We start from the raw sequence: 13574 nt of genomic DNA on the forward strand, positions 1-13574 counted from the left end.
TTTGTAGTAAAGATTTATCGTTAAATGAAGAAGCCCATTGTATAATTTCCATTATCACCCCGAAAAAACGACCACATCTTAATAGTCGTTTGTAAATTCAAGCTCTTTAGGTGGCTCCCCTTTTTTATTCATCAGGCGCATACGAATCGGCTCGATTTTTAAAGTAATCATTTCATCTTGATTACCAACGAAAATACTTGTAAAAAACTCAGCTAACTTATTTTTTAGTCCTTCCTCATGAATTTCTGTTAGCTTTCCTTCAATTTCAACATACGAATCACCAAATCCTCCATTTTCGTACCCAAATAAAATATGTGTATATGGATTATTGTGAAGCTCTTCCATTTTTTCTGAATGTTTATTCGTTACTGTATATAACACAAAATTTTCATTTTCGAACGTCATATAGCGTGAAAAGGGTTTACCATTTCTCACAGTTGCCATCGTTCCTATTTTTTCTCGATTTAAAACTTCTAATATTTCGTCACGTACAGAGCTCATGTGATCCCATCCTTTCTTATCCCCTTATATTTTGTCCTTATTTAGTTAAGTTAACCGTAAAATTTTTAGAAAAATACGAAATATCAATCTTCGGAGTTATTCTCAATCTATTGTTATAATATCTTTTTGGACACAAGAATTTTCAGAATGAGGGTATTTAATGATGAAGCAAGCTTTTTTCACACGCTGTCTGTTCTTTCTTACAGGCATTTTGGTTTTATCTCTTGGTATAACGTTAACGATTAAAGGGCAAATTTTTGGTGTTGGTTCGTGGGACGTTTTACATATTGGACTAACGAAAACGTTCGGGTTAACAATTGGTACTTGGTCAATTATAATTGGACTAGCTATTCTAGCAATTGATATGATCGTAACGAAGAAGTTTCCACTGCCAGGCACATTTATAGATATGTTTTTAGCAGGTATTTTTATTGATATTTTTAACTATTGGCTTCCTGATATAAATGGCTTTTGGATGCAACTGCTTGCTTATATATGTGGCTTAGTATTACTTGGTTGGGGCTGTGGTATGTATATGGTGGCGAATTTAGGTATTGGTCCTCGTGATTCATTAATGCTTCTTATGGTTCATAAGCTTGGCTGGAGTGTCACGCGCGCTCGTACAACGATGGAAGTTACAGTAGCTATACTTGGTTTTTTACTTGGCGGACCTATTGGGGTTGGAACGGCTCTAATGGCCTTTGGGCTTGGACCAATTGTACAATTGGCTTTAACATACAACGAGAAATTATTTACAAAATGGACAGGCGTGAAGAGCGCTGTTATATAAAGTGAAAGTTTATTCCGTGGGGTGTTCTTCATCCCATTTTTATGGGCAATTCATGCGGGATTAACTTTAAGGACAATGCATTTTAAGATGCATTGTCTTTTTTTGTATACAGTTGCATTATACAGTTGGACTATATATAATCAAACTATACAGTTGAACTGAATAAGAGGTGTGACATAGTGAAAAAGCATAAATTACTCCCTTTATCGGAAACGATGCACTATATTTTACTAGCTTTACGCGAACCGCTTCATGGTTATGCAATGATGCAAAAAATCGAAGAAATGAGCGAAGGTAGTGTAAGGATTGCTGCTGGGACCATGTATGGGGCAATTGAAAATTTGTTGAAATATCATTGGATTTCGCCTGTAGAGACCCAAGATACGAGGCGTAAGGTTTATCAAACAACAGCTGAGGGACTAGAAGTATTAGCGGCCGAGCAAGAAAGATTGCAGCGAATTTTATCTTTATATGAGAGAGCTGATGAACATGATCAAGTTTAAACTCTTTATTGATATCGAAAAGGAAGAAAAATGGTTAAATCATATGTTGTCCAAAGGATGGGTTTGTACAAATGTGATTTCTGGCGGTTTTTATACATTTAAAAAGACAGATGATCTTGAACAAGTTATCCGTATTGATTTTCAGCAAGATCTTAAGAAAGAAGAGCGATCTAACTATAAACAGTTATATGAGGATTTTGGATGGCAAACATTAAAAGAAACATCGTATGATGGTTCTTATTATTGGTTTAAAAGAAAAGATGGCAATGATGAATTATTTTCTGATAATGATTCGCAAATTGCTAAATATAAACGATTAATGAAACATTCCAGCTATTGGGCTATACTCTTTTTTATATGGCTAATGATGTTTTATTCCAATGATAACTTTTACCCTTTCAATATAAAAGATGCTTATTTTACGCCAGGTTTATGGGAAAAAGAAGGTTTTTCTTTCCTTTTTTCTTTTTTATTTGAAACACCCCTTGCCATCATGCGGTTTATCCTACCTTGGCTATTTTCCGCAACTTTCGGTATGTATGTTGTGACTTATTTCCGTTACCGCAAATCTTTACAGCAGTTTATGCAATAAACAGCAAGGAACCACTTACAGCACGTGTAAGATGGCTCCTTTTTTGTTTCTATTCTTCTGATGCAGGTGTATTTTTCCCAGTAGCCTCGATTACTTCTGGGGTACCATCCACTGTGTCGTCCTCCTGTACATTTTCAGCAGCAGGCGGTGTAATTGTCACTAATGTATAGTCATCTTCTTGTAAAATTTCAAAGGAAAACTTTTGACGAATATCTCCTACATAAAGTGATGTTCCGATGGCTACATCAGTCACATCCACCTCTATTGTTTCAGGGATTTTAGTTGGATTTACTTTTATTCGAACTTCACGATTAGGCTGTAGTAGGAATCCACCATCTGCAACTCCAATGGCATTACCGGTAACCGTTACTGGAATATCAACCTCTAGTTCCTCCGCCATATTAATGGACTTGAAATCTACATGCTTAACATTGCCTTTTAATGCACAACGTTGCACTTCTGTTAGTACTGCGTTGATCCGATTACCGTCAACATCTAATTGAAAGACACTTTTATTTCCGAATGCCGCTAACATTTTTGCAAATACTCTAGCATCAAGCGATATTGCTGTTGGCTCCATTTGATAGCCATAAACAACACCTGGAATAGCACCTTTCTGCCTAAGCTGAGTTAATGATGATTGACGCCCTTTTTCACGTTTATTTGCGGTTAAAACAGTACTCATCGTCATTTTCCCCTTTCATGGAAACTAGTCTCATAAAAGGTTTTGCCCGTTCTATAGATTTTTATACATTTAATCAATTTCTACAATCAACGCGAAGCTTCCAAAATGTTCCGGCGGCTGTCTCTTCATTTAAAAGGATACTCCAACAACAACATATTTTAAAAAGATTAAAAGCCGAGACGTATTTATGCTCGGCTAATTTTATCCTATTATAACCTTCCAGCAGCGCTCAATGTCACCACTAGCATTTTGGCAAACTCTTCACGTGTAATATATTGATTTGGCGATAGATTTTCATTGTAGTCTAGAGCACCAATTGCATACAATGTCTCCGTATGACGCAATGTTTCCCCTTGGAGATTGTAAGTATCTCGATAAGGTAAAACGGCATATTCTTCTTGTACAAAATCAACAGCATCTAATGTCCGCCCTAGCATTAAAATTGCCTGCTGGCGTGTTATTTTTCCATTTGGATCAAATAATTCTTGCGTTTTCCCTTTAATAATCCCTAGAGAATGTAAGGCACCAACATATCCACCATACCAAGATTTTTTGGCATCAATGTCTTTGAATTGTGTTGGTTGTACTTGCTGAAAGCTGAATGCACGAGCTAGTAATGCACTAAATTGAGCACGCGTTAAGGAATCATTAATGCCAAAATTATTTGCGGTTCTTCCTTGAACAATTCCCCGCTTCGCTAAAGTACTAATGTACGTACTGTATGCTGAATGACCTGTATCACGAAAATAATTGGGCTGTGGATTCACAAATTTTAATTCCGCATTATTATGAAGCGTTACAATCACTCGGTCCCCTAAATCTCGATAAGCAACTGGCTCCATTACGCCTTTTTTAGCAACTTGCTTTAATACACCATCCTGACCATTTTTGAAGATTTCCACTTCAAGCGGCTGACGGTTATTGACAATATCTGCTTTAATGCTAAAAATATCTCCTTTTTCAGATGCATTAATGGTAGCACCATATGCAGAGTAAACTGTCATATTAGGCGTTTTCATATGTACATAATTCGTTGGCTCTTGATAGGCATATGCTTGTAGGGGGGTAGCAAGTGATAAACCTAACATTCCTATTAACACTACCTTTGGAATTTTCCCTTTCATATTACTCCTCCTTCTTTTCATCTAGAACTATCATACTGGATTTCTCTATGTAAAAATATAGTATTTTTAGCACATTCACCAACACTTTAGTGCCATTTAAAAACTACGCTTCAATTGTTTAGACTTCCGAGCAATTGAAGCGTAGCTCAAACATGCACTTACAGAATTGCTATTTTATTATCTAATAATACATGTAACTCATAAAGCTTTTTAATTTCAAAATGTGGTTGAATATCGCTTGTATTTTCTATATTACGTATATTAAACCAGCATGTATCAATACCGGCCTGTAATCCGCCTTTAACATCCGAAGTTAAAGAATCCCCAATAATTAGGGTTTTATCTTTATTTAGATCTTCGATACGTTCAAAAACATAATCGAAGAATGCTGGCATTGGTTTTTGATAGCCAGTTTGCTCCGAGATAAAGATACCTTTGAAAAATTGCGCTAAATTAGCATCCTCTAATCGTTTATTTTGAGTCATTGTTTTCCCATTTGAAACGACATATAATTCATAGCTATCTGCAAGCTGTGCGATTACTTCATAGGCACCGTCTACATAATGATGTGCCTCTTTCAAATATTTTTGGAAGATTGCTTCAAAGTATTCCCCATCTACATCTAGGCCGAATTCCTTTAACGCAATTGAAAATCGAGTGTTATGTAGTGTATCTTTAGACACCTCTCCCCGTTCAAAAGCACGCCACATCGATTCATTAATCTCTTTATAACGAGCAATCATCGTTGGAGTAGTTGCAATATTTTCCTGTTTAAATAAACGGTCAAGGGCTGCATTTTCAGCTAAGTCAAAATCTAATAATGTGTCATCCACGTCGAACAATAATGTTTCATATTTAGTCATGTCATTTCCTACTTTCTTTGGTGCAATATTACCATCTTGGTACTTCTATCATAACGTTTTTTAAAAAAAATAACAGGAAATGTACCCAACCTCTCTTTTTACAGAATTTTTGGAAATGTCTTTTAAAAAAGTCGTTAAAATTATTTCCTTAATTGGGTAATAAATATGATCATCTAACCTAAAAATAGCCCTTTCGATAATTTCGTATTTGAAATTTTTAGCGAATATGAGACAATAGAATGCTAGAAAGGAAGATGTACGAATTATGACGACCCTACAAAAAATTACGCCTGTCTTTGATCCATGGGAAGCGTATTTAGATGTTGAACAACATGGGCATATGACCCTATCTAATATTGAATTTACAACGACAACACTTTGTAATATGCGCTGTGCACATTGCGCGGTTGGCTATACATTGCAAACTAAAGATCCTGAAGCACTTCCAATGGAGCTGATTACAAAGCGACTGGATGAAATTCCGCACTTAAAAACGCTAAGCATTACTGGTGGAGAACCGATGATGTCTAAGAAATCCGTTCAAAACTATGTATTGCCTTTATTGAAATATGCACATGAACGAGGCGTGCGAACACAAATCAACTCAAATCTAACAATAGAGCCCGAACGTTATTTAATGATTGCACCGTATTTAGATGTGCTACATATTTCACATAACTGGGGCACGGTTGATGAATTTGTTGAAACAGGCTTTGCCATGATGGAGCGAAAACCAACGTATGAGCAGCGTGCCGCTTTATTCCAACGCATGATCGACAACTCAAAAATGCTTGCAGAACACGGTGTAATGGTATCGGCGGAAACAATGTTAAACAAAAAAACTTTACCATACTTAGAACATATCCATAATCAAATCATTAACGACATGAAATGCGCACGCCATGAAGTGCATCCTATGTACCCTTCAGACTTTGCAAGTGCCCTTACGTCTTTATCACTTGAGGAAACACGTGAAGCTATTCATCATCTACTTGATGTTCGAGATGAAAACACGTGGATGCTATTTGGCACGCTTCCGTTCTATCCATGTAGCGTGAATGAAGAAGATCAAAAGCTCTTAAAACGACTAAGAGAAGCAAAAAACGTTACGATGCGTAATGATCCAGATGGTCGCTCACGCTTAAATATCAATATCTTTACAGGTGATGTCATCGTGACAGACTTTGGCGACACACCTGCACTTGGAAATATTGTGAACGATGAACTGCCTGCAATTTTTGATAAATGGATGGCAACAGATTTAGCGAAATCACTAAACTGTCATTGTCCAGCAGTAAAATGCTTAGGTCCAAACGTTCTTGTTAAAAATATGTATTATAAAAATGCACAGTTTGTTAGCGGCTCTGCTACAGTGTAAAAATGAAAAATGTCCAATGCAAAAGTCTATATGCATTGGACATTTTTTATACTATAGTATTGTTTAATAAATATTTCGGTTGCATTGAAAATGAAAAAGCATCGGGTCACTATAAATTTTATGAAAAAGTGAATATATCCATACTTTATATGTGTTTCTTACAGTAAATCTAAGCTTTTTATTCTTTCAATTTCTTCTCTCGATAAGCCTAATAAATCCATTATTTCTTCAACCGTTTCATGACGTTTCAGCAATTTTTTCACTAACTCTATTTGCGCTTGTTTACGCCCTTGCTCTATTCCTTGCTCTATTCCCCGCTCTATTCCCTGCTCTATTCCTTGTTCTCTCCCTTTATTGATTCCATCAATGTAGCGAGCTTCTTCATCTAAGATATACTTTAAGCGAGACTGATAAGCAAGAATTGTTTCAGGGGATTGACTAATTTCTCCCCATGTATCAAATGCTGCACGTAAGTTTTCATCTTTCATTGCTAACTCCTCCAATTCACGATATATCTCTGCATATACTTTCTTTTTCCGACCATCGACCATACCAAGTAATAACAACCATCGAATTAAGATATCATCAAGTGCATCCAATTTTTCTTCATGCCAGAGAGTAATAAACTTGTTCATCTCGATAAAGTGGATTTCCAGCACATCTTCGTCTGGCATTAGCCTTGATAATATTCTGTCTTCATACAGATGATAAGTACTATGATAATCTTTGATGTCTTTAAACATTGTAAAATTGCATATATTGATCGTAATGGTTGGGCGTAATTCACTATATCCCATACCTCTGACTAGTTGGGTTTCATACATTTTTGCCCAATAATATAGGGTTCTCTTTGTCATATCTTGCTGATTGGATAGTTGAATTTCCACATTGATAAAATCACCATTTTGTGTTTTCACAAGAATATCGAGCCGAGATTGTTTATCGTCCTGATATTCACCGCCCATATCATGCTGAATAAATATTACTTCTTTAATAGTATCTCGCCCAGTAAGCTTTAAAACTGCATTCAAAAAAACTATCGTAATTTTTTTATTCTTTTCACTACCGAACAATTGCTTGAAGGCAAAATCAACCTTCAAATCAAAAAACTTATCTAACGGAATTCTTCGTATTGCTTTTCGATTCATCAGGCATCACCTCTTTTTTATTACTATCATTATAGCACGGGTTACTATTAGACCTCTGGATCTACGTCAAGATTATAGACACACTCAAGTTAATTTTTTGTGTGTTGCGCAACGTCCATTTTTGGAGTGTTCCACATCCCGAGTAGCCCGTCAAAGTGAAAAGAGCCTTTGACCGCCTACTCGGGATGTAGAGCGGAAAATATATGGAAGTTGCGCCCGAAAAATGTGGAGGGGTAGATTTTTTTGTACCCCTTTTTTACGCTGCTGCTCGGCACATTTTCTCATACGCATCGGGTGTGAAATAATCAATGCTACCGTGGATTCGCTTGCGATTGTACCAGCCTTCGATGTACTTAAATAAAGCTACGCGTGCGGTTTCAAAGCGGTCGTAACGTGTTCGGTATACTTCTTCTTTTTTGAGTGTTGCGTGAAATGATTCGATGCATGCATTGTCATAAGGGCATCCTTTTCGACTAAATGATGGGATCATTTCGTATTTCTTTAAGCGTTCACCAAAAATTTCACTTGTATATTGAGAGCCTAAATCAGTGTGTACAATTAGTCCTGGTGCTGGATTTTGCGCTGCTACTGCGTTATCAAGGGCTTCTAAAACTAGGTCAACCGTCATTTTACGACCAAATTTATACCCAATAATTTTCTTGGTGTGACAATCTAATACCGACGCCAAATAATACCAACCATCTTGTACAGTATGGATATACGTAATATCTGCCACCCATTTTTCATTGATAGTTTCGGTTGTAAAGTCTTGTCGCAACACGTTTTCACGCTCTTCCAAGGGTTTCTGTGTTGGCGTCGGACGGTACTTTTTTGTGATGTTTGAACGAATGCCTGCATTTCTCATAACGCGTTGAACGCGATCAATACTACCTGTATAGCCCTCTTGTTTAAGGATTTGAAATATTTTCGGTGCACCATAACGACCGTCACTTTCCTTATGAATGACGCGAATGCGTGCGAGTAGCTTTTCATTGGCAGCATGATAGCTGTTCGGCTTTTTATGAAATGATTGATAATACGTACTTTTAGGCATCTTTAAAATGCGACACATCAATTGAACGGGTTGATGTTCGCTTTCTTTCGTAATGTGGTCGATTAGCTCTTGGTCATCTATTTTTTCGCGAATATGGTCATAGCCTTTTTTAGGATATCTACCTCTTGTTTTAAACGAAGATTTTCTTTCTGGATGGCGGCTATTTCAGCTGCAGTTAACTCCCCAGTTCCTTCAATTGGAGAATGAAGTTTAATCCATTTGTAAATTGTGACTTCTGACACACCATATTCGCTAGCTAATTGATTGACCGGTGTACCCGAGCGATAAAGCTCGACTACTGTTTGTTTGAATTCTTTATTGTACTTTTTTTGACTCATGGTCGGACACGTTCTCTCTTTACTCAATTCTATTGATTTAACCGAGGTGTGTCCACTCATCTATAATACATCCACTCTATAAAACATCAAAAACGAATTATGTTACTTACAAAACCTTAAATATGTGTAAAGAACTATTAATCTCAATTACAGAGCCATCGAAGAAGATGATAAAGTTTAGTATGAAAAAGAAGCCATGTTCATTTTACTGAAACATAGCTCTTTTTTCGTTAATTTCCAAAACACTTCTTATATTTCTGCTACTATCAAAGGAACGGATTTTTGTATCTTTATATATTACATGCCACCATACTTATGATTCTATATTTTGAAATGTAAAGTTTAATATATACTTACATCTGTAACTACATTATTTTTACAACAATTCCTTTGCAAGTAGCTTATAGGAATTCATGCGACTTTTTAGTGCATATTGATTGCAATTAAGCATCACTTCGTCAAATCCATACTGCTCTTGCTCTTCCACTAAAAATTCAGCGATTTCCTTAGGAGTTCCAACAAGATTGGCTTTACGATTATCGGCAATTGTCATTTTATCCAATTCCGTAAGTGGGTAATCCTGTGCTTCCTCAGGTGACATTACCTGAATGATTTGTCCCTTCATAAGCTGGAGACGAGTAATATCAATAGGTCTAGCCAAATATTCCGCTTCCTCTAATGTATCTGCAACTGTCGCCGCATAGGTAACGATTATTTGTGGTTTCTCCATGTAATAGGAAGGTGTAAAGTAAGTTTTATACGCATCAAAAATATCCTTTGTCATATTTCCAGTGAAAAACTGCGCATATGAATAACCCACACCTAGTCGTCCTGCCTGCATAGCGCTTTGACCACTAGAACCAAGTAACCAAGCCTCTGGTAATTGAATATTTACTGGTGCCGCTATCACTTGGTCATAAACATTTTCGCCCGTTTTTTGATTATTCATCAATTTTAAAATGATTTCAAGCTTATCATATTGCTCTGTAAATCGTTCTCTTCGGCCTTCTGCTAGTGCATAAATAGAGGCATGGTCGCCACCAGGGGCTCTGCCTACACCAAAGTCAATTCGATTCGGTGCCAAGCCACATAATGTTTTAAAGACCTCTGCCAGTTTATACGGTGAATAGTGCATCATCATCACGCCACCTGTACCGATGCGAAGACGCTTTGTTTTCGCAGCTAAAAAAGCAGCTGTCACCTCGGGCGCTGAACTTGCCAATGAATGACTATTATGATGCTCCGCTAGCCACATTCGATGATAGCCAAGCTCTTCACCTAAAAGCGCTATTTGTTCTGTGCGCTGAAATGCTTCCTCCGCAGTATGGCCTTTTGGTACAGGCATTTGATCTAAAATACTTAATCTCATTGAACACACCTCTTTGTCTCTATGTCCTCCTCTTCACTCTAATATAGGAAGTTCGTTTTACAAAGTAAAAGACCTTACTCATAGGCAAGCTGCTCCATATGCCATGTTTCATAAACCATGCCAATAAGCATTCGTCTTTGTTCTGCACTCAATACTTCATCATTAAACTTCGTCGCATAAACAGTAAATTGCTGGGTTTGTTCATCTACTACAAACTGTAAAATCGCATGCCCCTTTTCACCTTGAAATGTAATATCACCTGATAATTCGACAACATGCTCACCCGTTTTAGCCTGATAATATCGCCAATATGGTTCAAAAAATGCATAATTAAATGCATTACGAACAGCTACATCCGAAAAATTTTCCAAATATCCTTCTTTCACTATATTGATATACTCATGATCTGTAATATCTTTTTTAGCATTATAAACATATCCGACAAGTAGCCCCATAAGGACAACACAAATAAATACTCTTACATGATTTGCTAAACTCAAATGTCATCACGTCCCCTTTACGTAAAAAACACTATCACCTACATAATACATTAAAAAATGCACTTAAAATAGAATATTTTTGATTTTTGTAGAATTTTAAAATATTAAATTAAATTTCAATACTACTCTATTAAAAAAATAATAGAGAAATACTATTTAAGCTATTTACAGTTATTTTTCATTTCGCTAATATCAAATTATTATCATAGAAAAGAGATGACCTATTGTGCCTTTCGATTTAGATGTAAACATTTTACTCATTCTTATCTTTTTTGGCTTTCTTGCTGCATTTATCGATTCTGTTGTAGGAGGCGGCGGGCTTATTTCATTACCAGCGCTTATGTTTGTTGGTCTTCCACCATCTGCGGCCGTGGCAACCAATAAATTAGCAGGTACAATGGGGTCACTAACAAGCACTTTGACTTTTTATCGCTCTGGACAATTAGATATTAAATCCGTTTATAAATTGTTCCCGTTTGCTTTTATAGGTTCAATGATTGGTGCATGGATTGTCCATCTGATGGATCCTAGCGTTCTCAAACCATTAATGCTTGTAATGCTAGCAGCCGTAGCTATTTACACTATTTTCAAAAAAGACTGGGGTAGCATGTCTACCCATAAAAAATTGACACCTAAACGTTACGCATTTTTTGTGGTGATCATTACCTTAATTGGGTTCTATGACGGCTTTTTAGGGCCAGGGGCAGGCTCATTTCTACTATTTGCCTTTTTAATGGTTGGCTTTGACTTTTTAAAATCAGCAGGCAATGCCAAATTTTTAAATTTCGCAAGTAATATTGCCGCCCTTCTTATGTTTATATACTTAGGGCAAATAAATTATGCCTATGGTTTACCAATGGGACTTGCACAAATTGCTGGAGCCATTGTTGGTTCTAAATTTGCCATTAAACGTGGTAGTGGGTATGTACGTAAATTATTTATCGTAGTGACAATTCTATTACTATTGAAAAATACATATGACTATTTTTCATAATTGGTTCGAAGGGAGACTTCTGTACCTGTCGCTTTCGGTACAAAAATTATCTGCTGAAGGAAGTACAATTATTTTCATCACAACACTTAAATGGTTGTGTATGATCGCTTTTGTTTTTGTATGGTACTACTTTAGAATGATAAAACTTATCTCATAGTAGAGGTAAGTTTTTTTATTGCTATCAACTTTTTCTCCCCTTTTGCACGTCTAGTAGTTGTATACAATTTGAAAATTAAAAAGGAGCTTCTTTGGACATGAAAACAAGAAATGCATTTCAACATGAAGAAATATTTGTCCAGCTTATTCGTGAACAGAAAGAACGGTTTTATTTGCTCGCGTATAACTATACGAAAAATGAACAGGACGCACTTGATGTTGTACAAGACAGTATTCAAAAAGCAATGCTTTCACTTGATCGACTAGAAAATGTCGAGTATATGAAAAGCTGGTTTTATAAAATCGTCGTACGTACTGCTATTGATTTTTTACGTAAGCATAAACGCTTACAGGTGACAGACGATGATACATTGCAATATTTAACACCTGCACAAGAGGATGTCTACGAAAACGTTGACTTAGAGCATGCGTTAGAGGACTTACCTCAAATGTATCGTGAAGTTGTCATTTTACACTATTTTGAAGATTTAAAGCTCGCTGATGTAGCAGATATCCTTAACATTAAGCTAAGCACAGCCAAATCTCGCCTTTATAAAGCGTTAAAACTGCTAAAAATCCAAATGCAAGATGTGAAGGGAGAAACAGCACATGGATGAAAAATTAAAACAATTAGAAAAACAATATAATGAAATACCTATTCCAAAGGAGCTTGATTTTGTAGTTGAGAAAGCACTAAAGCAAGGTAAAAAGAAGAGAAAAAATCGAGCACCACAATGGTTACTTGGATCGGCAGCGGCTGCAGCCCTTTTTACAGCTAGTTTAAATGTTAGTCCAGCAATGGCACGAACTCTTTCAGAAATTCCTGTTGTTGGTAGTATCGTAAAAGTTTTAACATGGACTGAATATGAGGTAAAAGAAGAAACATTTGATGCTGACATTAAAGTACCTTCTATTGAAAACTTAGAAAACAAAGATCTTGCCAATACTTTAAATGAAAAATACCGTTCAGAAGGTAAGGCTCTTTATGATGACTTTGTTTCTGAAGTTGATTATATAAAGGAAATTGGAGGCGGTCATGCAGGGATAGATAGTGGTTATGAAATTAAAACAGATAATGAGCAAATCTTATCGATTGGCCGTTATACTGTCAATACAGTTGGATCATCTTCTACAGTTATGCAGTACGATACAATTGATAAACAAAATGAAATATTAATTACATTGCCGATGCTATTTAAAGATGATAATTATATTAAAACGATCAGTGAAAACATTATTGAACAAATGCGTGAGCAAGCGGCATCCGACTCAGATAAAACGTACTGGGTAAAAGGAGGAGGCATTCCTGACGAAGAGCTTTTTGACGAATTTAAAGCTATTAAAGCGGATCAACAATTCTATATTTCTGATAAAGGAAAGCTTGTTATCTCCTTCGATAAATACGAAGTAGCACCTGGCTATATGGGTATAGTAGAATTTGAAATCCCAACAGATGTCCTGAAAAAGGATCTTGTAAGCACAGAATATATTCATTAATCATTTTGTTATAAATATAGTTCCAAAACACGAGGTATTTGACGATAAATTGTCAAATACCTCGCTTTTTTATGTATCATAC

Annotated in this window: 15 protein-coding genes; 7 read left to right on the forward strand and 8 right to left on the reverse strand. The window is 36.2% G+C overall.

The genetic code is table 11. The features are described from left to right. Positions 1–78: 78 nt before the first annotated feature. On the reverse strand, positions 79–501 hold the full coding sequence (locus AB9L17_RS14345; RefSeq protein WP_068984615.1) for a pyridoxamine 5'-phosphate oxidase family protein: 423 nt from the start codon (positions 499–501) through the stop codon (positions 79–81). A gap of 163 nt (positions 502–664) precedes the next feature. On the opposite strand from AB9L17_RS14345, the gene AB9L17_RS14350 reads away from it, so the two are divergent. The 3 genes from AB9L17_RS14350 (at position 665) to AB9L17_RS14360 (ending at position 2386) form a co-directional block, all read left to right on the forward strand. Then, positions 665–1291, forward strand: coding sequence for a YczE/YyaS/YitT family protein (locus AB9L17_RS14350; RefSeq protein WP_068984864.1), 627 nt, complete (start codon positions 665–667; stop codon positions 1289–1291). 215 nt (positions 1292–1506) lie between these two features. Next, complete coding sequence (locus AB9L17_RS14355; RefSeq protein WP_375200797.1) at positions 1507–1794, forward strand: PadR family transcriptional regulator; 288 nt, start codon at positions 1507–1509, stop codon at positions 1792–1794. Further along, on the forward strand, positions 1781–2386 hold the full coding sequence (locus tag AB9L17_RS14360; RefSeq protein WP_068984616.1) for a DUF2812 domain-containing protein: 606 nt from the start codon (positions 1781–1783) through the stop codon (positions 2384–2386). The genes AB9L17_RS14355 and AB9L17_RS14360 overlap by 14 nt, the downstream gene beginning before the upstream one ends. A 49-nt stretch (positions 2387–2435) precedes the next feature. On the opposite strand, the gene AB9L17_RS14365 is transcribed toward AB9L17_RS14360, so the two are convergent. The 3 genes from AB9L17_RS14365 to AB9L17_RS14375 form a co-directional block, all read right to left on the reverse strand. Further along, positions 2436–3071 (reverse strand): 50S ribosomal protein L25/general stress protein Ctc, encoded by a 636-nt coding sequence (locus AB9L17_RS14365; RefSeq protein ID WP_068984617.1) that lies wholly within the window; start codon positions 3069–3071, stop codon positions 2436–2438. A gap of 209 nt (positions 3072–3280) precedes the next feature. Then, positions 3281–4195, reverse strand: coding sequence for an S-layer homology domain-containing protein (locus tag AB9L17_RS14370; RefSeq protein ID WP_375199293.1), 915 nt, complete (start codon positions 4193–4195; stop codon positions 3281–3283). Positions 4196–4353: 158 nt separating this feature from the next. Continuing rightward, a complete protein-coding gene (locus AB9L17_RS14375; protein ID WP_068984619.1) occupies positions 4354–5058 on the reverse strand; it encodes a YjjG family noncanonical pyrimidine nucleotidase in 705 nt (234 codons plus the stop codon). 265 nt (positions 5059–5323) lie between these two features. Between AB9L17_RS14375 and yfkAB the strand changes: the two genes are divergently transcribed. Further along, on the forward strand, positions 5324–6436 hold the full coding sequence (gene yfkAB / locus AB9L17_RS14380; protein ID WP_068984620.1) for a radical SAM/CxCxxxxC motif protein YfkAB: 1113 nt from the start codon (positions 5324–5326) through the stop codon (positions 6434–6436). A 158-nt stretch (positions 6437–6594) separates the two neighbouring features. Here the strand turns inward: yfkAB and AB9L17_RS14385 are convergent, their stop codons facing one another. From AB9L17_RS14385 to AB9L17_RS14400, 4 genes are all read right to left on the reverse strand, one after another. Further along, positions 6595–7584: an Rpn family recombination-promoting nuclease/putative transposase gene (locus AB9L17_RS14385; RefSeq protein WP_375199294.1), complete on the reverse strand. Its 990-nt coding sequence runs from the start codon at positions 7582–7584 to the stop codon at positions 6595–6597. A 256-nt stretch (positions 7585–7840) separates the two neighbouring features. Continuing rightward, positions 7841–8976 (reverse strand): IS3 family transposase gene (locus AB9L17_RS14390; RefSeq protein ID WP_375199295.1). Its coding sequence is split into 2 segments (ribosomal slippage): positions 7841–8751 and positions 8751–8976, totalling 1137 coding nucleotides; the frame shifts between segments, so codons are not numbered across the junction. Positions 8977–9352: 376 nt separating this feature from the next. Further along, positions 9353–10345: an LLM class flavin-dependent oxidoreductase gene (locus AB9L17_RS14395; RefSeq protein ID WP_375199296.1), complete on the reverse strand. Its 993-nt coding sequence runs from the start codon at positions 10343–10345 to the stop codon at positions 9353–9355. A 74-nt stretch (positions 10346–10419) separates the two neighbouring features. Beyond that, positions 10420–10845: a hypothetical protein gene (locus tag AB9L17_RS14400; RefSeq protein ID WP_375199297.1), complete on the reverse strand. Its 426-nt coding sequence runs from the start codon at positions 10843–10845 to the stop codon at positions 10420–10422. A gap of 226 nt (positions 10846–11071) precedes the next feature. On the opposite strand from AB9L17_RS14400, the gene AB9L17_RS14405 reads away from it, so the two are divergent. The 3 genes from AB9L17_RS14405 to AB9L17_RS14415 all read left to right on the forward strand — a co-directional run bounded on the left by AB9L17_RS14405 (position 11072) and on the right by AB9L17_RS14415 (position 13492). After that, on the forward strand, positions 11072–11839 hold the full coding sequence (locus tag AB9L17_RS14405) for a TSUP family transporter (RefSeq protein WP_068984624.1): 768 nt from the start codon (positions 11072–11074) through the stop codon (positions 11837–11839). 254 nt (positions 11840–12093) lie between these two features. Beyond that, positions 12094–12612 (forward strand): sigma-70 family RNA polymerase sigma factor, encoded by a 519-nt coding sequence (locus AB9L17_RS14410; protein ID WP_068984625.1) that lies wholly within the window; start codon positions 12094–12096, stop codon positions 12610–12612. Continuing rightward, the gene (locus tag AB9L17_RS14415) at positions 12605–13492 is read left to right on the forward strand and encodes a DUF3298 and DUF4163 domain-containing protein (RefSeq protein WP_068984626.1); all 888 of its coding nucleotides are present in this window, start codon (positions 12605–12607) and stop codon (positions 13490–13492) included. Before AB9L17_RS14410 ends, AB9L17_RS14415 begins: the two co-directional genes overlap by 8 nt. The last annotated feature ends 82 nt before the right edge of the window (positions 13493–13574 follow it).

This window comes from Lysinibacillus sp. RS11 (assembly GCF_042019215.1).
Classification (GTDB): Bacteria; Bacillota; Bacilli; order Bacillales_A; family Planococcaceae; genus Lysinibacillus; species Lysinibacillus xylanilyticus_A.